Below are 18,043 nucleotides of genomic sequence, written 5' to 3'. Positions count from 1 at the left end.
CTCCGGGGAGGCCCCTGTCTAAGAGTCAGCAGTTGCGACGTCAATCTTAGTCTGCTTCAGCCTGCTGCTCATGTATCAAATTCAATAACGGATACGGTTGCCCCAGATCGTCCGTCTCAGAACGCCCTGTCACGTTAAAACCCATCCTCTGATAAAACCCGACCGCTTGTTCATTCTGCTCATTCACATTCGTCGTCAGCTTTGGCGTTAACGACAGGGCATGCTCAATCAGCAATTTCCCCACGCCACAGCCGCGGACATCCGGATCGACGAACAGCGCATCCATATGCTCTCCGGTAAGCAGCATAAAGGCGATCGGCTGGTCCTGGGTGTTAGCCGCCACCCACAGCGGAGCCTCCGGTAAAAATGCGCGTACCATCTCCTCCAGCTCCTTTCGATACGCTTTTGACAGAAAATCGTGCGTGGCGTCGACCGACCGACACCATATCGCAATCAGTTTATCCCCTTCATCTGGCCGGGAACGGCGGATGCTAATAACCATATTTTCTCCTTTTCTTCATTCTTATATTCTAACTCAACGCGCGCCGTGAAATTTTCTCACCGTGAACATGCAGACTCGACATTCACCCGATTCCTGGTTATCTTCAGCTATCTGGATGTCTAAACGTTTATACGTATGCTATGAGGTAATACAGTTATGCCAATTCGGGTGCAGGACGAGCTACCAGCCGTCAGTTTCTTGCGCAATGAAAACGTCTTTGTGATGACGACAACACGTGCAACGACTCAGGAAATTCGCCCCCTGAAGGTGTTAATCCTCAACCTGATGCCGAAGAAAATCGAGACGGAAAATCAGTTCCTGCGTCTGCTGTCGAACTCTCCGCTGCAAGTGGACATCCAGTTGTTGCGTATTGATGCGCGTGAGTCGCGTAATACGCCGACGGAGCATCTGAATAACTTTTACTGCAATTTCGATGAGATCTGCGATCAGAACTTTGATGGCCTGATTGTCACCGGTGCCCCCTTAGGCCTGGTTGAGTTTAACGATGTTGCTTACTGGCCACAGATCAAACAGGTGCTGGAGTGGGCGAAGGATCACGTCACCTCCACGTTGTTCGTCTGTTGGGCGGTTCAGGCCGCGCTGAATATTCTGTACGGCATTCCGAAGCAGACCCGCGCCGAAAAGATTTCTGGCGTTTATGAACACCATATTCTGCATCCACACGCCTTACTGACCCGCGGTTTCGACGACTCTTTCCTGGCCCCGCACTCACGCTATGCTGATTTTCCGGCGGGACTTATCCGCGACTACACCGATCTCGAGATCCTCGCGGAGACGGAAGAGGGCGATGCGTATTTGTTTGCCAGCAAAGATAAGCGCATCGCCTTTGTTACCGGCCACCCGGAGTACGATGCCAATACCCTGGCAAGCGAATATTTCCGCGATGTGGAAGCCGGTTTGAATCCAGAGGTTCCTTACAACTATTTTCCGCAAAACGACCCGCAGAACAAACCGCGCGCCACCTGGCGGAGCCACGGCAATCTGCTGTTTGCTAACTGGCTTAACTATTATGTCTACCAGATTACACCATACGATCTGCGCCATATGAATCCTACACTGGAGTAATACTCTACACGAAACGATCCTAAAGCGTTTCAGCACTTTGCCTCTGGCACCTTCGGGTGCCTTTTTTATTTCCGAAATTCACTTCATGCTCAATGATAACTTTAATTCCATTGTTATCAATATGTTAACTCTATTTTAAAATTAAAATGGAAATTGTTTTTGATTTTGAAAATTAATTGAGTAGTCTTAATTGTGCTGAGCGAAAGCTACACAACGATCTCTCGCTCGCTTCCAGCGGATCAACCAAGAGGAACAGCACAATGACGCAGCAGGCGACAATCACCGATGAACTGGCCTTTAGTCAGCCCTATGGCGAGCAGGAGAAGCAGATCTTAACGCCTGAGGCGGTAGAATTTCTGACGGAACTGGTGAGCCGCTTTGCGCCGGCGCGTAATAAGCTACTGGCCGCGCGTCAGCAGCAGCAGCAGGCCATTGATCAAGGTGTACTTCCTGACTTTATTTCGGAAACCGCTTCCATTAGAAATGGAAACTGGACCATCCGCGGTATCCCGGCGGATTTGCAGGATCGCCGTGTTGAAATCACCGGTCCCGTTGAACGCAAAATGGTCATTAACGCGATGAATGCCAACGTCAAAGTCTTTATGGCGGACTTTGAGGATTCGCTGGCGCCTGACTGGCGTAAAGTCATTGATGGCCAAATTAACCTGCGTGATGCCGTGAACGGGACTATTAGCTACACCAACGAGGCCGGCAAAATCTACCAGCTGCAGCCCAATCCCGCTGTGCTGGTATGCCGTGTGCGCGGCCTGCACCTGCCGGAAAAGCACGTCACCTGGCGTAATGAGGCCATCCCCGGCAGTCTGTTCGATTTTGCGCTCTATTTTTTTCATAACTACCAGGCGCTGCTGGCGAAGGGGAGCGGTCCCTACTTCTATCTGCCAAAAACCCAGGCCTGGCAGGAGGCGGCATGGTGGAACGATGTCTTTAGCTTTACGGAAGATCGCTTTGACCTGCCGCGCGGCACCATCAAGGCCACGCTGCTGATTGAGACGCTGCCAGCGGTGTTCCAGATGGATGAGATCCTGCATGCGCTGCGCGACCATATTGTTGGCCTGAACTGCGGCCGTTGGGACTACATCTTCAGCTATATCAAAACGCTGAAAAACCATCCGGACCGCGTGTTGCCTGACCGTCAGGTGGTGACGATGGATAAACCGTTCCTCAGCGCCTACTCACGATTGTTGATTAAGACCTGCCACAAACGCGGTGCGTTTGCGATGGGCGGCATGGCGGCGTTTATCCCGAGCAAAGATGCCGAACGTAACCGTCAGGTGCTGAGCAAAGTCACCGCCGATAAAGAGCTGGAGGCGAACAATGGTCACGATGGCACCTGGATTGCCCACCCGGGGCTGGCGGATACCGCTATGGCGGTGTTTAACCGCGTACTGGGCGATAAGCCGAATCAGCTCTCGGTCACCCGGAGCGCGGATGCGCCAATTACCGCCGAACAGCTGCTGGCCCCCTGCGAGGGCGAGCGCACGGAAGCCGGGATGCGCGCCAACATTCGCGTGGCGGTGCAGTACATCGAAGCCTGGATCTCCGGCAACGGTTGCGTCCCGATTTATGGCCTGATGGAAGACGCCGCGACGGCCGAGATCTCGCGCACCTCTATCTGGCAGTGGATCCATCATCAGAAAACCCTGAACGACGGCACCCCGGTCACGAAGGCGCTGTTCCGCCAGTGGCTGGCGGAAGAGCTGATGGTGATTCAGGAGGAGCTGGGAGAGCACCGTTTCAGCCACGGCCGCTTTGACGATGCGGCGCGACTGATGGAGCAGATCACCACCTCCGACGAGCTAATTGATTTTCTGACATTACCGGGCTACCGCCTGCTGGCCTGATCGCCAGATGGTGTGGTTCGCCATTTAGTCCTTCACCAATGCGCCTGGGGAGCCAGGAAATTATATGGAGCATCTGCACATGAAAACCCGTACCCAACAAATCGAAGAATTAAATAAAGAGTGGACGAACCCGCGCTGGGAAGGCATTACCCGCCCGTACAGCGCGGAAGAGGTGGTGAAGTTACGCGGCTCGGTGAATCCGGAATGCACGCTGGCGCAGCTTGGCGCGGCGAAAATGTGGCGTCTGCTGCACGGTGAGGCGAAAAAAGGGTACGTCAACAGTCTCGGCGCGCTGACCGGCGGCCAGGCCTTGCAGCAGGCGAAGGCGGGTATCGAAGCCATTTATCTCTCCGGCTGGCAGGTGGCGGCGGATGCTAACCTGGCGTCCAGCATGTATCCGGATCAATCGCTGTATCCGGCCAACTCGGTACCGGCGGTGGTGGATCGGATCAACAACACTTTCCGTCGTGCCGATCAGATCCAGTGGTCGGTCGGGATTGAACCGAACGATCCGCGTTATATCGACTACTTCCTGCCGATCGTGGCGGATGCGGAGGCCGGTTTTGGCGGCGTCCTTAACGCCTTTGAGCTGATGAAATCGATGATTGAAGCCGGTGCAGCGGCGGTTCACTTCGAAGATCAGCTGGCGTCAGTGAAGAAGTGCGGTCATATGGGCGGTAAAGTGCTGGTCCCGACCCAGGAGGCGATTCAGAAGCTGGTGGCGGCGCGTCTGGCAGCCGACGTGATGGGGGTCCCGACGCTGGTGATCGCCCGTACCGATGCCGATGCGGCCGATTTAATTACCTCTGACTGCGATCCGTACGATCGTGAGTTTATTACCGGGGATCGCACCAGCGAAGGGTTCTTCCGCACCCACGCCGGGATCGAGCAGGCGATCAGTCGCGGGCTGGCTTATGCGCCGTACGCGGATCTGGTGTGGTGCGAAACGTCGAAACCGGATCTTGAGCAGGCGCGCCGCTTTGCTGAGGCTATCCATGCGCGTTTCCCGGGCAAATTGCTGGCCTATAACTGCTCACCGTCGTTTAACTGGAAGAAAAATCTCGATGATAAAACCATCGCCAGCTTCCAGCAGCAGCTGTCGGACATGGGATACAAATACCAGTTTATTACCCTCGCCGGGATCCACAGCATGTGGTTCAACATGTTCGACCTCGCCCATGCCTACGCTCAGGGTGAGGGGATGCGCCACTATGTTGAGAAAGTGCAGCAGCCGGAATTCGCTGCCGCGCCGGAAGGCTATAGCTTCGTCTCGCACCAGCAGGAGGTGGGCACTGGCTACTTCGACAAAGTCACTACCATTATCCAGGGCGGCGCCTCATCGGTGACGGCGCTGACCGGCTCGACCGAAGAAGATCAGTTTTGAGCCATGCCCGGCGGCGCGACGCTGACCGGGCCTGGGAAGGGATGCAGGCCGGATAAGCGAGCGCGCCATCCGGCATGACGTGGTGCCGGATGGGGGAAAGCGATGACGCGTGGCCTGGAACTACTGATTGCCCAAACCATTTTACAGGGATTCGACGCCCAGTACGGGCGTTTCCTGGAGGTGACCTCCGGCGCGCAGCAGCGCTTTGAACAGGCTGACTGGCACGCCGTACAGCAGGCGATGAAGCAGCGTATCCATCTCTACGATCACCACGTTGGCCTGGTGGTAGAGCAGCTGCGCTGCATTACCGAAGGGAAAAGTACCGACGTCGATTTTCTTCTGCGGGTGAAACAGCAGTACACCCAACTGTTGCCGGATTACCCTCGCTTTGAAATTGCCGAGAGCTTTTTCAATTCGGTCTACTGCCGACTGTTTGACCACCGCTCGCTGACACCCGAGCGGCTCTTTATTTTCAGTTCTCAGCCCGAGCGCCCCTTTCGCACCCTCCCGCGACCGCTGGCGAAAGATTTCTTTCCGGAACGCGGCTGGTCGCACCTGCTGGGCAAAGTACTGTCCGATTTGCCGTTGCGGCTGCCGTGGCAGAACAAAGCGCGGGATATCGGCTATATCATTGCCAGTCTGCAGGAGGCGCTGGGGGAGGAACTGCTCGCCACCTGCCATCTGCAGGTCGCCAATGAGCTGTTCTACCGGAATAAAGCCGCCTGGCTGGTGGGCAAACTGGTCATGCCGATGGCGACGCTGCCTTTTTTGCTGCCGATCCACCGCAGCGATGAGGGTGAGCTGTTTGTTGACACCTGCCTGACCACCCATGCCGAAGCGAGCATCGTTTTTGGCTTCGCGCGTTCCTATTTTATGGTTTATGCGCCGTTGCCCGGCGCTCTGGTGGAATGGCTGCGTGAGATCCTGCCGGGCAAAACGACGGCCGAGCTGTACATGGCGATTGGCTGTCAGAAGCACGCCAAAACCGAAAGCTATCGCGAATATTTACACTACATTACTCGCTGCGATGAGCAGTTTATTGAAGCGCCGGGCATTCGCGGGATGGTGATGCTGGTGTTTACCCTGCCGGGGTTTGACCGGGTGTTTAAGGTGATCAAAGACCGCTTCGCGCCGCAGAAAGAGGTGACCGCCGCCCACGTGCGCGCCTGCTATCAGCTGGTAAAGGAGCATGACCGCGTCGGGCGGATGGCGGATACCCAGGAGTTTGAAAATTTCGTGCTGGATAAACGGCAAATCGCGCCGGCGCTGCTGGCGCTGTTGCAGGCGGAAGCGGGGAACAAACTCACCGATCTCGGCGACCGCATCGTCATCAGTCATCTCTATATTGAACGGCGAATGGTGCCGCTCAACCTGTGGCTGGAGCAGGTTAACGGCCAGGCATTGCGTGATGCGGTAGAAGAGTATGGTAATGCTATCCGCCAGCTGGCCGCCGCCAACATCTTTCCCGGCGATATGCTGTTTAAAAACTTCGGCGTCACCCGCCACGGCCGGGTGGTGTTCTACGACTATGACGAAATTTGCTATATGACAGAGGTGAATTTCCGCCAGATCCCGCCGCCGCGCTATCCGGAAGATGAGCTGGCCAGCGAGCCGTGGTATAGCGTCTCGCCGGGGGATGTGTTTCCGGAGGAGTTCCGCCACTGGCTGTGCGCCGACCCGCGCGTTGGGCCGCTGTTTGAGGAGATGCATGCCGACCTGCTGCGCGCGGACTACTGGCGCGAGCTGCAGACGCGGATTAAAAACGGCCATGTGGAAGATGTTTACGCCTACCGGCGCAAGCAGCGTTTTAGCGTGCGCTATGGCGCCGACAGTAGGCCGGATAAGGCGTTTACGCCGCCATCCGGCAGGGTGCGCCGATCTGCCTGATGGCGCTACGCTTATCAGGCCTACTTAAAATGCCCCTGTGGGGCATTTTTTTATTTAACCCCGCCATACGCCAGCGTCACTTCCTTCGCCGCTTTGATCACCAGCGCGCCCAGCTCGGTCACCCGGTCATCGGTCATGCGTGAAATCGGCCCGGAGATGGAGATTGCCGCGAACGGTTCGCGATGTTCATCATAAATGCAGGCGGCGACGCAGCGCAGGCCGAGCGCGTGCTCCTCGTCATCGAAAGAGTAGCCCCGCTTGCGGGTCTGCGCTAAATCTTCCTTCAGATGCAGCGGCGAGACCAGCGTGGCATGCGTATAGGCATGCAGCCCTTTACGGTGCAGCAGGCTGGTGACCTGCTCTTCGCTTAATTGCGAGAGAAACGCCTTCCCGGCGCCGGAGGCGTGCATCGGCAGCTTACCGCCGATCGGCGCCGACATACGCATCAGCTGGGTGCACTGCACCTGGTCGATAATGATCGCCTGGTGGTCGCTCTGGTCAAGCACCGCCAGATTCACCGTTTCACCGGAATCTTCCATCAGCTGGCGCAGGATCGGGTGGACAATCGCCAGCAGATTGCGGCTTTGCAGAAAGCTGCTGCCGACCACGAAGGCATGCGCCCCGACGGCCCAGTGGCCCAGCTCGCCCACCTGGCGGACGAAGCCCAGCTGCTGCATGGTGGTCAGCAGGCGGTGGGTGGTGGAGTTGGGCAGACCCGCCTGCTGCGCCAGCTCGGTTAGCGCGACGCTGCTGTGGGACTCGGCAATCCATTCGAGCAATTTCAGGCCGCGGGTCAGCGACTGAACCTGACCGCCAGCCTGCTGGGCGGTGGCAGCCGCGGGTTTTCTGCCGCGTTTCGCGGGAACGGGGGTAGTGGCCATCGCGGACTCCTTTTTCTGTATCGTGGAAATGATTTTCGTTTTATTTGGCGATAATGCAATCACAACCGGACTCATCGGAGGAGTGAAGCTGAACATGTCTCATATTGCCTGTTGTTGTCTTTTCCGCTCCGGTGGTTTATGCCAGTATGGTTTGTTGGCTATTTGGCCTGAGTTGAGCGTTGTCGGGAGCAAGTGTGAGCAGCAAAGTTGAGCAACTGCATCAGCAGTTAAAAGAACGTATTCTGGTTCTGGATGGGGGCATGGGCACCATGATCCAGGGCTATCGTCTGAGTGAGCAGGACTTTCGCGGTGAGCGCTTTGCTGACTGGCCGTGCGACCTGAAAGGCAACAACGACCTGCTGGTGCTCAGCAAGCCCGAGGTGATCCGCGAGATCCACGACGCCTACTTCGAGGCCGGTGCGGATATCATTGAGACCAACACCTTTAACTCGACGACCATCGCGATGGCGGATTACCAGATGGAATCCCTGTCGGCCGAGATCAACTTTGCCGCGGCGAAGCTGGCCCGCGCCAGCGCCGACGCCTGGACGGCCCGCACGCCGGAAAAACCGCGCTACGTCGCGGGCGTGCTTGGCCCGACCAACCGTACCGCCTCTATCTCGCCTGATGTGAACGATCCGGCGTTCCGTAATATTACCTTTGACCAGCTGGTGGCCGCCTATCGCGAATCCACCCGGGCGCTGGTGGAAGGTGGCGTGGATCTGATCCTGATTGAAACGGTATTTGATACTCTGAACGCCAAGGCGGCCATCTATGCGGTGAAAGAGGAGCTGGAGGCGCTGGGCGTTGACCTGCCGCTGATGATCTCCGGCACCATCACCGATGCGTCCGGCCGCACGCTTTCCGGACAGACCACCGAAGCCTTTTATAACTCGCTGCGTCACGCCGAAGCCTTATCGTTTGGTCTGAACTGCGCCCTCGGGCCGGACGAACTGCGGCAGTATGTCCAGGAGCTGTCGCGCATCGCCGAATGCTACGTCACGGCGCACCCGAACGCCGGTCTGCCCAACGCCTTCGGTGAATACGATCTGGATGCCGACACCATGGCGACGCAAATTCGCGAATGGGCGGAAGCCGGTTTCCTCAATATCGTTGGCGGCTGCTGCGGTACGACTCCGGAGCATATCGCCGCCATGAGCCGGGCGGTGGCCGGTTTACCGCCGCGCCAGTTGCCGGAACTGCCGGTGGCCTGCCGCCTCGCCGGCCTGGAGCCGCTGAACATCGGCGACGACAGCCTGTTCGTTAACGTCGGCGAACGTACCAACGTCACCGGCTCGGCGAAATTTAAGCGCTTGATCAAAGAAGAGAAGTACAGCGAAGCGCTGGACGTTGCCCGTCAGCAGGTCGAAAGCGGCGCGCAGATTATCGATATAAACATGGATGAGGGGATGCTCGACGCGGAAGCGGCGATGGTGCGCTTCCTCAACCTGATTGCCGGCGAGCCGGACATTGCCCGCGTGCCGATCATGATCGACTCCTCCAAGTGGGAAGTCATTGAAAAGGGTTTGAAATGCATTCAGGGCAAAGGCATTGTTAACTCGATTTCGATGAAAGAGGGCGTTGAACCTTTTATCCACCATGCGAAGCTGGTTCGCCGTTATGGCGCCGCGGTAGTGGTGATGGCCTTTGACGAAGTGGGCCAGGCCGACACCCGCGAACGCAAAATTGAGATTTGCCGTCGCGCTTACAAAATTCTCACTGAAGAGGTCGGCTTCCCGCCAGAAGATATCATCTTTGATCCCAATATCTTTGCGGTAGCGACCGGTATCGAAGAGCACAATAACTATGCGCAGGACTTTATCGGCGCCTGCGAAGACATCAAACGCGAGCTGCCGCATGCGCTGATCTCCGGCGGCGTCTCCAACGTGTCGTTCTCGTTCCGCGGTAATGACCCGGTACGTGAGGCGATCCACGCCGTGTTCCTCTACTACGCGATCCGTAACGGCATGGATATGGGGATCGTCAACGCCGGCCAGCTGGCGATTTACGACGATCTGCCGGGCGAGCTGCGCGACGCGGTCGAAGATGTGATCCTTAACCGCCGCGATGACAGTACCGAACGGTTACTTGAGCTGGCGGAAAAATATCGCGGCAGCAAAGCGGACGACGGCGCGAATGCTCAGCAGGCGGAATGGCGCAGTTGGGACGTGAAAAAGCGTCTCGAATATTCGCTGGTGAAGGGCATTACTGAATTTATCGAACAGGACACCGAAGAGGCGCGTCAGCAGGCTGCCCGCCCGATTGAGGTGATTGAAGGGCCGCTGATGGACGGCATGAACGTGGTCGGCGACCTGTTCGGCGAAGGTAAAATGTTCCTGCCGCAGGTGGTGAAATCCGCTCGCGTGATGAAACAGGCGGTGGCCTACCTCGAACCTTATATCGAAGCCAGCAAAGAACAGGGCTCCAGTAACGGCAAAATGGTGATTGCCACCGTAAAAGGCGACGTTCACGACATCGGTAAAAACATCGTCGGCGTGGTGCTGCAGTGTAATAACTACGAAATTATCGATCTTGGCGTGATGGTCCCGGCAGATAAAATTCTCAAAACCGCCAAAGAGGTCAATGCGGATCTGATCGGCCTTTCCGGGCTGATTACTCCGTCACTGGACGAGATGGTTAACGTGGCGAAAGAGATGGAGCGCCAGGGCTTTACCATCCCGCTGCTGATCGGTGGCGCGACTACCTCGAAAGCGCATACGGCGGTGAAAATCGAGCAGAACTACAGTGGCCCGACCGTTTACGTACAGAACGCCTCGCGCACCGTCGGGGTGGTGGCTGCGCTGCTCTCGGATACGCAGCGCGATGATTTTGTCGCCCGCACGCGTAAAGAGTATGAGACCGTGCGTATCCAGCATGGGCGTAAAAAACCGCGCACGCCGCCGGTGACCCTGGCCGCCGCGCGGGAAAACGATCTGGCCTTCGACTGGGAGAGCTACACGCCGCCGGTGGCCCATCGCCTGGGGGTACAGGAGGTGGAAGCGAGCATCGAGACGCTGCGCAACTACATCGACTGGACGCCGTTCTTCATGACCTGGTCGCTGGCGGGCAAATACCCGCGGATTCTGGAGGATGAAGTGGTGGGCGAAGAGGCACAGCGCCTGTTCAAAGACGCCAACGATTTGTTAGATAAACTCAGCGCAGAGAAAACCCTGAACCCGCGCGGCGTGGTCGGGTTGTTCCCGGCCAACCGCATTGGCGACGATATTGAAATTTATCGCGATGAAACCCGCACCCATGTGCTGACGGTGAGCCATCACCTGCGCCAGCAGACGGAAAAGGTCGGCTTCGCGAACTACTGCCTCGCCGATTTTGTCGCGCCGAAGCTGAGCGGCAAGGCGGACTACATCGGCGCCTTTGCCGTGACCGGCGGCCTGGAAGAGGACGCGCTGGCGGACGCCTATGAAGCGCAGCATGATGACTATAACAAGATCATGATCAAGGCCATCGCCGATCGTCTGGCGGAAGCCTTCGCCGAGTATCTGCACGAGAAAGTGCGTAAGGTCTACTGGGGGTATGCGGCCAATGAGAACCTCAGCAATGAGGAGCTTATCCGCGAGAACTACCAGGGGATCCGTCCGGCGCCGGGGTATCCGGCCTGTCCGGAGCACACCGAAAAAGGCACCATCTGGCAGCTGCTGGACGTCGAAGCCCATACCGGCATGAAGCTGACCGAATCGTTCGCCATGTGGCCGGGGGCATCGGTTTCCGGCTGGTACTTCAGCCATCCGGACAGCAAGTACTTCGCCGTGGCGCAGATCCAGCGCGACCAGGTCGAAGACTACGCGCTGCGTAAAGGGATGACCCCGGCGGAAGTCGAGCGCTGGTTAGCGCCTAATCTGGGCTATGATGCCGACTAAATCGTCACCTTTCCTTACAACAAACAAGGCGCTCTGTGAGCGCCTTGTCTCTTTATTGAGGTTAACCCCTTATACTGAGAGAGGTTCCTGATCTTCGGAAAACCTATAACGATAAGGAGAAGCTGATTCCGTGTTAACTCTGCTACACCTGTTGTCCGCGGTTGCTCTGCTGGTGTGGGGCACGCATATTGTGCGTACCGGGGTGATGCGCGTCTATGGCGCTCGCCTGCGTACCGTTCTCAGTAGCAGCGTAGAGAAAAAGCCGCTCGCCTTCTGCGCGGGTCTTGGCGTCACTGCGCTGGTGCAAAGCAGCAATGCCACCACCATGCTGGTGACCTCGTTTGTCGCCCAGGATCTGGTGGGCCTGACGCCAGCGCTGGTAATGGTGCTGGGGGCCGACGTCGGGACGGCGCTGATGGCGAGGGTGCTGACCTTCGACCTGTCGTGGCTATCGCCGCTACTCATTTTTATCGGGGTGATCTTCTTCCTTGGCCGCAAGCAAACCCGCGCCGGGCAGCTGGGGCGAGTGGGGATTGGTCTGGGGCTGATCCTGCTGGCCCTGGAGCTGATTGTGCAGGCCGTGAACCCCATCACCCAGGCCAACGGCGTGCAGGTGATTTTCGCCTCGCTGACCGGCGATATCATGCTGGATGCCTTAATTGGCGCCGTATTCGCGATCATCAGCTACTCCAGCCTGGCGGCGGTGCTGCTGACGGCGACGCTGACCGCGGCGGGAGCAATCTCCTTCCCGGTGGCGCTGTGCCTGGTAATTGGCGCCAACCTGGGCTCCGGGCTGTTGGCGATGCTCAACAACAGCGCGGCAAACGCGGCGGCGCGCCGCGTGGCGCTGGGTAGCCTGCTGTTTAAGCTGGTGGGGAGCCTGATTATTCTGCCATTTGTCCATCCGCTGGCCGCGGCGATGCACAAGCTGCCGTTGGCGGAGTCTGAGCTGGTTATCTACTTCCACGTCTTTTATAACCTGCTGCGCTGCATCGCGATGGTGCCCTTTGCCGGACCGATGGCGAAGCTGTGCCAGCGTATGATCCGCGATGAGCCCGAGCTGGATAACCAGCTGAAACCCAAGCATCTTGACCCGTCGGCGCTGGATACGCCAGCGCTGGCGCTGGCCAATGCCGCGCGCGAGACGCTGCGCATTGGAGATGCGATGGAGCAGATGCTGGGGAGCCTGCATAAAGTGATGCATGGCGAACCGCGTCAGGAGAAAGAGCTACGTCGTATGGCGGACGATATCAACGTGCTCTACACCGCCATTAAGCTCTATCTGGCGCGAATGCCAAAGGATGAGCTGGCGGAGGAGGAGTCCCGGCGCTGGGCGGAAATCATTGAGATGTCGCTAAACCTCGAGCAGGCGTCCGATATCGTCGAGCGGATGGGCAGCGAGATCGCCGATAAATCGCTGGCGGCGCGGCGCGCCTTCTCGGTGGAAGGGTTAAAGGAGCTGGATGCGCTGTACGATCTGCTGCTCAGCAATCTGCAGCTGGCGATGTCGGTCTTCTTCTCCAGCGATGTACCCAGCGCCCGCCGTCTGCGGCGCAGCAAACACCGGTTCCGCATTCTTAACCGCCGTTACTCGCATGCGCACGTTGACCGTCTGCATCAGCAGAACGTGCAGAGTATCGAAACCAGTACGTTGCACCTGGCGCTGCTGGGGGATATGAAGCGTCTGAACAGCCTGTTCTGCTCAGTGGCTTACAGCGTGATGGAGCAGCCGGATGAAGACGACGAACGGGATGACTACTGAGACGGATTATTTTTCCGTCTATGTCGCTTCTTTTCTGGCGAGGTAGCCCTCCCGGGACGTGGCTGACGCCTTCCCGGGAGGGACATCCTAGCTTCTGGCAAACGCCGAGGCTTCTGCCACCAGCGCGTTATCCGGTCGTACGCCGGTATAAAGGGCGAACTGCTCGACAGCTTGCAGGGCAATGACTTCCGCACCGCTGATGGTTTGCTTACCCCGTTGTTGCGCCAGGCGGATCAGCGGAGTTTCCGCCGGCAACGCGACCACGTCAAACACGACGCTGGCCTGGGCCACCATGGCCTTGCTGAACGCCAGCGTGTTACTTTCCGCTCCCCCTGCCATGCCCAGCGGTGTGACATTGACCAGAATCTCGGCTGCGATCCCTTCGGGCAGGGGCTGCCACTGAAAGCCATACTGTTTTGCCAGCGCCAGGCCGCGCTGGCGATTGCGGGCCGCAATGATCACGTCGCGGAAACCGGCATCACGGAAGGCGGCAATGACGGCTTTCCCCATGCCGCCGCTACCCTGAATCATCACTCTGGCGTTGGTATCGAGCCGATGGCTGGCGATCAGGCTTTTGACCGCGATGTAATCGGTGTTTAGCCCGGTTAACTTCCCGTCGTCATTGACGATGGTGTTGACGGAGTCGATGACTTTTGCTGACGGATCGATCGCGTCAAGAAACGGTATGCAGCTCTCTTTAAACGGCATGGAGACCGCACAGCCGCGGATACCCAATGCGCGAACCCCTTTTACCGCCGCCTCAATATCCTTAGTCGTAAAGGCTTTGTAGAGGTAGTTCAATCCCAGCTTGTCATACAGATAGTTATGAAAGCGGGTGCCGAAGTTGCCGGGGCGACCCGCCAGGGAGATGCACAGCAGCGTATCGCGGTTAATCATGCGTAATATCCTCCGCGTGGGCCAGCAGATACGCTTCAGCCTCCTGGGACCAGATCCCATGGTGACGCGCCACAATCGCTGCCAGTTCGGGATCGGCGATCTCGCCCAGCGGCGTGAGCGGGAAGGCTTTTCCAGTATACACCAGCTTTTTTCCCCCGCCGACGGCAGGCAGATCGAGGGTGGTTTCGCCCGCGGCGTTCAGGCCGAGAATATGGGTGACCACTTTCGCCGTCTGGACCTTTTTCGCCTGCATCAGCGCCACCGCGGCGCGCATATCGTCAGTATTACCGCCGGAGGTGCCGACGTAGTGGGTAAAGGCGTAGTGCACGTCGTAGAAGTTGATCGGGGCGCTGAATTGCTTATCCTGGGGGCCAGCAAAGAAATTCAGGCAGCCGTCCGGGGCCAGCAACGAGGAGGCCAGGGTGATCAGCTGTTCGTTTGGCACAAACACGAAGATATCGTCGAAGCCATGGCCGCCGCTGAGCGCCAGCAGCGTATCGCGACTGGCCTCATGGCCGTCGAGGTAGTGGATCAGCGTCTGCGGCTCAGAGGGGTAATGACGGCGGGCGTAGCTGAGCTTCGGCTTATTGGTATCGGTCACTACCAGTAGTGAAGGATTGATGGGGCCGTGCAGCGCATAGTCGATAGCCAGCAGCCCCATCGGCCCCGTCCCGCCCAGGATCAGAGTGCGTCCCTGAGGACGGATCCCCATCACGTGGTTGTAACTCCCCTCCTGCAGATGATAATTGGCGTTGAAAGCGCCAATGACGCAGGAGAGCGGCTCCACCAGCGATCCTTCAAACCAGGTATCCCCCTCCCAGGTGAGCAGGCAATCCTGCGCCATCACCTCATTGGGGATCACCACATGGGTGGCTTCGCCACCGATCCATGGGAATGAGTAGCCGGGGCAGTCGGGTCGGTCGGGCAACTGCAGGTTGGCCTGGATCACGTAGCGCTGCCCTGGCTGAAACTTATGCTGCCACTTTTTACCGACGGCAAGGATTTCGCCGCAGAATTCATGACCGATAATAATGGGCCTGGTGGCCACATCATCTGGCACCTTTTTATGATCGGCACCCTGATTGGCCTCTTTCCATGAGGAAAGACACAGGCTGTCCGTGACCACCCGGGCGAGGATCTCATCGTCCTGCATCGCCGGGAGGGTAAAGGTTTCCAGGCGCAGGTCTCGTTTGCCATACAGGCGCAGGGCCGTTGTTGTTTGCATAAACCACCTCATCCCCTTCATCTTTCGGGGCTATGTTGTTGACGTCACCCCGGCATCGCCGGGGCGGAATAATCAGGACAGAAAGCCGAGGGCGTTGCCGATAATGCCTAAGCCGAAAAGGGCGAAAATCAGCCAGACCGGATTCACTTTCTTGTTCAGCAGACGCACCATCAGTAGCGTCAGGCCCAGCGCCAGCAGGCCGGGGCAGAGCTGATCGAGGATGTTCTGGACGGTCATCGTGACGGTGGCGCCGTCTGCACCGGGCGTTTGGGAAACCACCAGCGGCACATTGATGGTGGTCCATTTGGTCACCAGCACCCCCATGACAAACAGGCCGAGAATGGAGGCGCCTTCGGTCAGCTTCTGCAGCAGGTTACCGCCCATATCGCTGACGATATTGACCCCTTTACGGAAGCCCAGTTGCAGGCCGTACCACTTCATTGCCAGCCGCACTGCATTGAAAATAAAGAAAAATAACAAAGGTCCCAGAATGTTGCCGGAGAGGGCCAGCGAGGCGCCAAGGGCCGCGGTAATCGGCCGCAGCGTGCCCCAGACCAGCGGGTCGCCGACGCCGGCCAGCGGGCCCATCAGACCCACTTTGATGCCGTTGATAGCGCCATCGTCAATGGCCGCGCCGTTAGCCCGGGCCTCCTCCATGGCGGCGGTGACGCCGATCACCGGGCCACACACCGCCGGCGTGGTATTAAAGAACACCAGATGACGCTTCAGCGCCGCGACCTGATCGGCTTTGAGCGGATACAGGCGTTTGATCGCCGGGATCATGTCGTAGCAAAATCCCAGGCCATGAATACGTTCGAAGTTAAAGGAGGCCTGCTGGAGGTTGGAGCGGAGAAACATGCTCACCAGGTCGCCTTGCGTGATTTTTTTCTGTTCCATTTTCGGCTCCATTAGTCGTCAAGCTGGTCAAGGGCGGGGGCAGAGGGGGCAGTGGAGGCGGCGGGTTCAGCCTTACGCCACTGTGGATTGAGCTGGATGTAGATCAGCGCGATGATGACGCCCACGCCGCCGAAGGCCAGCAGGCTGAAGTCGAGATAACCCCCGGCGAGAAAACCGAGGAAAAAGAAGGGCATCAGGTATTTCACGCCCATCATTCGCAGCACCATCGCGTAGCCCACGACGACAATGAAACCACCGGCAATCTGCAGGCCGCGGGTGACGAATTCCGGGATCGCGCTGAGCATACTGCTGACCATATCCGCGCTAACGAACAGCGAGACCACCAGCGCCGGGATTGCCACGCGCAGTGCCTGCACCCCCAGCGCGGAGACATGCAGCAGGTCGATGGTGCGAAAGCGCGCCTCCTCGGCCGCTTTGTCCGCGGCGTGCTGGAACACCACGGTAATGGTGCGAGCGAAAACGGTCAGCACCTGCCCGGCGGCGGCCACCGGCAGAGCAATGGCGATACCGGTGGCAATGCTCTGGTGGCCCACAATCACCAGAATGGCGGAGATAATGCTGGCCAGCGCCGAATCTGGCGACTGCGCTGCCCCCACGTTCATCCAGCCGAGGGCGATCAGCTCCAGCGTACCGCCGAGCATAACCCCGGTTTTTAAATCGCCCAGGATGAGGCCAATCACGGTACAGGCGATAAGGGGCCGATGGGTCTGAAATTCATCCAGCACGCTGCCCATTCCGGCAATACAGGAAAAAATAAATATGGCTATTATCTGTAGGGTACTAATTTCCATAATTTTTGACCTTTAAGGTGTGAGTCATCCTGCCTGCTACGGCATATCACAACAGGCGCTATTTTTTATTCGCAGAAAGCTGTTTCGTTAATTTTGTCGAGAATATTGACTGACGGATCTGATGCGACCACGCGTAAATCGAGTTTTACGCCCAGTTTATCGAGTTCACGGAATGCCTGAATATCCTGCGGATCCAAAGAAACGGCTTTGGTTAGCTGTTTTTTACCGGGTCGCCAGGCCATGCCACCAATATTTAACGTGGCGATCTGCACGCCCTGGCGCACCATCGTTAAAACATCGTGTGGATTGGTAAATAAATAAAAGACGGTCTCGTCCTGATATTGCGGGTTATGATAGACCGCAACCGCTTTTTCCAGACTGACAACGTTTACCTTCATGCCTGGCGGAGCCGCCTGGCGCAACAGGGTCCGGCGAACCTCATCGTTAAATACATCGTCATTGCAGATAATTATCCGCTGGGCGTTGGCGACTTTTGACCACACGGTGGTGACCTGGCCATGAATCAGTCGGTCATCAATACGGGCGAGGGTAATTTGCATCAGAACTCCTCCTCAACGGTTTCTGGCTGCTGCCAGACCACACAGCACTGACTGGCGATGGCCTGCAGATGCTGGCATAAGTCATCGGCGCTCAGGGTATGCTGGTTATCCACCAGCTCGAGCGCCAGCGGCAGCGACAGGCCGCTAATCACCCGGATCTGCGGGTGACGCATTGCCAGCCCGGCTGCGGCATTCCATGGGCTTCCGCACTGCAAATCTACCGCGATTACCCACTCCTCATCGGTGTGGGCGCTTACTAACTTTTCCAGGTTAATGGCGATATCCGCCGCGTTTTCGCCGGGGACAAACGCGACGGCGCTGACGTTAACCTCGCCGTAGACCATGCATACCGAATCAAGCATGGCCCCGGCCAGCTGGCCGTGGGCGCAGAAGATAGCGTGAACCATACT

The 18,043-nt window shown here is 57.8% G+C and carries 14 protein-coding genes; 6 read left to right on the top strand and 8 right to left on the bottom strand.

Annotation, left to right across the window (positions count from 1 at the left end; all coding sequences use genetic code 11):
- Positions 1–46: 46 nt before the first annotated feature.
- Entirely contained in the window at positions 47–502 is a 456-nt protein-coding gene (locus tag DTA24_RS26645; RefSeq protein ID WP_008807332.1) for an acetyltransferase, read from the bottom strand.
- A 156-nt stretch (positions 503–658) separates the two neighbouring features.
- Between DTA24_RS26645 and metA the strand changes: the two genes are divergently transcribed.
- The 4 genes from metA (at position 659) to aceK (ending at position 6,721) form a co-directional block, all read left to right on the top strand.
- Complete coding sequence (gene metA, locus DTA24_RS26640; RefSeq protein ID WP_012969171.1) at positions 659–1,588, top strand: homoserine O-acetyltransferase MetA; 930 nt, start codon at positions 659–661, stop codon at positions 1,586–1,588.
- 260 nt (positions 1,589–1,848) lie between these two features.
- Positions 1,849–3,450, top strand: a complete 1,602-nt coding sequence (gene aceB, locus DTA24_RS26635) for a malate synthase A (RefSeq protein WP_008807330.1) — start codon at positions 1,849–1,851, stop codon at positions 3,448–3,450.
- A gap of 79 nt (positions 3,451–3,529) precedes the next feature.
- On the top strand, positions 3,530–4,834 hold the full coding sequence (gene aceA, locus DTA24_RS26630; RefSeq protein WP_032701149.1) for an isocitrate lyase: 1,305 nt from the start codon (positions 3,530–3,532) through the stop codon (positions 4,832–4,834).
- Positions 4,835–4,936: 102 nt separating this feature from the next.
- Positions 4,937–6,721, top strand: coding sequence for a bifunctional isocitrate dehydrogenase kinase/phosphatase (aceK, locus tag DTA24_RS26625; protein ID WP_046621885.1), 1,785 nt, complete (start codon positions 4,937–4,939; stop codon positions 6,719–6,721).
- Between the two features lie 50 nt (positions 6,722–6,771).
- Here aceK and iclR read toward each other — a convergent pair whose 3' ends face one another.
- On the bottom strand, positions 6,772–7,602 hold the full coding sequence (gene iclR, locus DTA24_RS26620; RefSeq protein WP_004206826.1) for a glyoxylate bypass operon transcriptional repressor IclR: 831 nt from the start codon (positions 7,600–7,602) through the stop codon (positions 6,772–6,774).
- 194 nt (positions 7,603–7,796) lie between these two features.
- On the opposite strand from iclR, the gene metH reads away from it, so the two are divergent.
- Together metH and DTA24_RS26610 are read left to right on the top strand one after the other, a co-directional pair.
- Positions 7,797–11,480, top strand: coding sequence for a methionine synthase (gene metH, locus DTA24_RS26615; RefSeq protein ID WP_008807326.1), 3,684 nt, complete (start codon positions 7,797–7,799; stop codon positions 11,478–11,480).
- 130 nt (positions 11,481–11,610) lie between these two features.
- On the top strand, positions 11,611–13,242 hold the full coding sequence (locus DTA24_RS26610; RefSeq protein ID WP_008807325.1) for a Na/Pi cotransporter family protein: 1,632 nt from the start codon (positions 11,611–11,613) through the stop codon (positions 13,240–13,242).
- Positions 13,243–13,329: 87 nt separating this feature from the next.
- Here DTA24_RS26610 and DTA24_RS26605 read toward each other — a convergent pair whose 3' ends face one another.
- The 6 genes from DTA24_RS26605 to DTA24_RS26580 all read right to left on the bottom strand — a co-directional run bounded on the left by DTA24_RS26605 (position 13,330) and on the right by DTA24_RS26580 (position 18,040).
- Positions 13,330–14,139, bottom strand: a complete 810-nt coding sequence (locus DTA24_RS26605; protein ID WP_008807324.1) for a shikimate 5-dehydrogenase — start codon at positions 14,137–14,139, stop codon at positions 13,330–13,332.
- Complete coding sequence (gene sorE, locus DTA24_RS26600; protein ID WP_008807323.1) at positions 14,132–15,364, bottom strand: L-sorbose 1-phosphate reductase; 1,233 nt, start codon at positions 15,362–15,364, stop codon at positions 14,132–14,134. Before sorE ends, DTA24_RS26605 begins: the two co-directional genes overlap by 8 nt.
- Before the next feature lie 72 nt (positions 15,365–15,436).
- Positions 15,437–16,261, bottom strand: a complete 825-nt coding sequence (locus DTA24_RS26595) for a PTS system mannose/fructose/sorbose family transporter subunit IID (protein WP_002884590.1) — start codon at positions 16,259–16,261, stop codon at positions 15,437–15,439.
- Positions 16,262–16,272: 11 nt separating this feature from the next.
- Complete coding sequence (locus tag DTA24_RS26590; protein ID WP_002884608.1) at positions 16,273–17,073, bottom strand: PTS mannose/fructose/sorbose transporter subunit IIC; 801 nt, start codon at positions 17,071–17,073, stop codon at positions 16,273–16,275.
- 65 nt (positions 17,074–17,138) lie between these two features.
- Positions 17,139–17,633 carry a mannose/fructose/sorbose PTS transporter subunit IIB gene (locus DTA24_RS26585; protein ID WP_004151751.1) on the bottom strand — a complete coding sequence of 165 codons (495 nt, stop codon included), beginning with the start codon at positions 17,631–17,633 and terminating at the stop codon, positions 17,139–17,141.
- Positions 17,633–18,040 (bottom strand): PTS sugar transporter subunit IIA, encoded by a 408-nt coding sequence (locus tag DTA24_RS26580; protein ID WP_002884611.1) that lies wholly within the window; start codon positions 18,038–18,040, stop codon positions 17,633–17,635. The genes DTA24_RS26585 and DTA24_RS26580 overlap by 1 nt, the downstream gene beginning before the upstream one ends.
- Between the last annotated feature and the right edge of the window lie 3 nt (positions 18,041–18,043).

It is taken from the genome of Klebsiella sp. P1CD1 (genome assembly GCF_003790505.1).
GTDB classification, from domain to species: Bacteria; Pseudomonadota; Gammaproteobacteria; order Enterobacterales; family Enterobacteriaceae; genus Klebsiella; species Klebsiella variicola.
Note: the sequence above shows the minus strand (reverse complement) of the source record. Positions and strands in the feature narration are given on the sequence as shown.

Excerpts from the sequence above, each read along its gene's own strand:
- DTA24_RS26645 (WP_008807332.1), bottom strand. The coding sequence starts at position 502 with ATGGTTATTAGCATCCGCCGTTCCCGGCCAGATGAAGGGGATAAACTG.
- metA (WP_012969171.1), top strand. The coding sequence starts at position 659 with ATGCCAATTCGGGTGCAGGACGAGCTACCAGCCGTCAGTTTCTTGCGC.
- aceB (WP_008807330.1), top strand. The coding sequence starts at position 1,849 with ATGACGCAGCAGGCGACAATCACCGATGAACTGGCCTTTAGTCAGCCC.
- aceA (WP_032701149.1), top strand. The coding sequence starts at position 3,530 with ATGAAAACCCGTACCCAACAAATCGAAGAATTAAATAAAGAGTGGACG.
- aceK (WP_046621885.1), top strand. The coding sequence starts at position 4,937 with ATGACGCGTGGCCTGGAACTACTGATTGCCCAAACCATTTTACAGGGA.
- iclR (WP_004206826.1), bottom strand. The coding sequence starts at position 7,602 with ATGGCCACTACCCCCGTTCCCGCGAAACGCGGCAGAAAACCCGCGGCT.
- DTA24_RS26605 (WP_008807324.1), bottom strand. The coding sequence starts at position 14,139 with ATGATTAACCGCGATACGCTGCTGTGCATCTCCCTGGCGGGTCGCCCC.
- sorE (WP_008807323.1), bottom strand. The coding sequence starts at position 15,364 with ATGCAAACAACAACGGCCCTGCGCCTGTATGGCAAACGAGACCTGCGC.
- DTA24_RS26595 (WP_002884590.1), bottom strand. The coding sequence starts at position 16,261 with ATGGAACAGAAAAAAATCACGCAAGGCGACCTGGTGAGCATGTTTCTC.
- DTA24_RS26590 (WP_002884608.1), bottom strand. The coding sequence starts at position 17,073 with ATGGAAATTAGTACCCTACAGATAATAGCCATATTTATTTTTTCCTGT.
- DTA24_RS26585 (WP_004151751.1), bottom strand. The coding sequence starts at position 17,633 with ATGCAAATTACCCTCGCCCGTATTGATGACCGACTGATTCATGGCCAG.
- DTA24_RS26580 (WP_002884611.1), bottom strand. The coding sequence starts at position 18,040 with ATGGTTCACGCTATCTTCTGCGCCCACGGCCAGCTGGCCGGGGCCATG.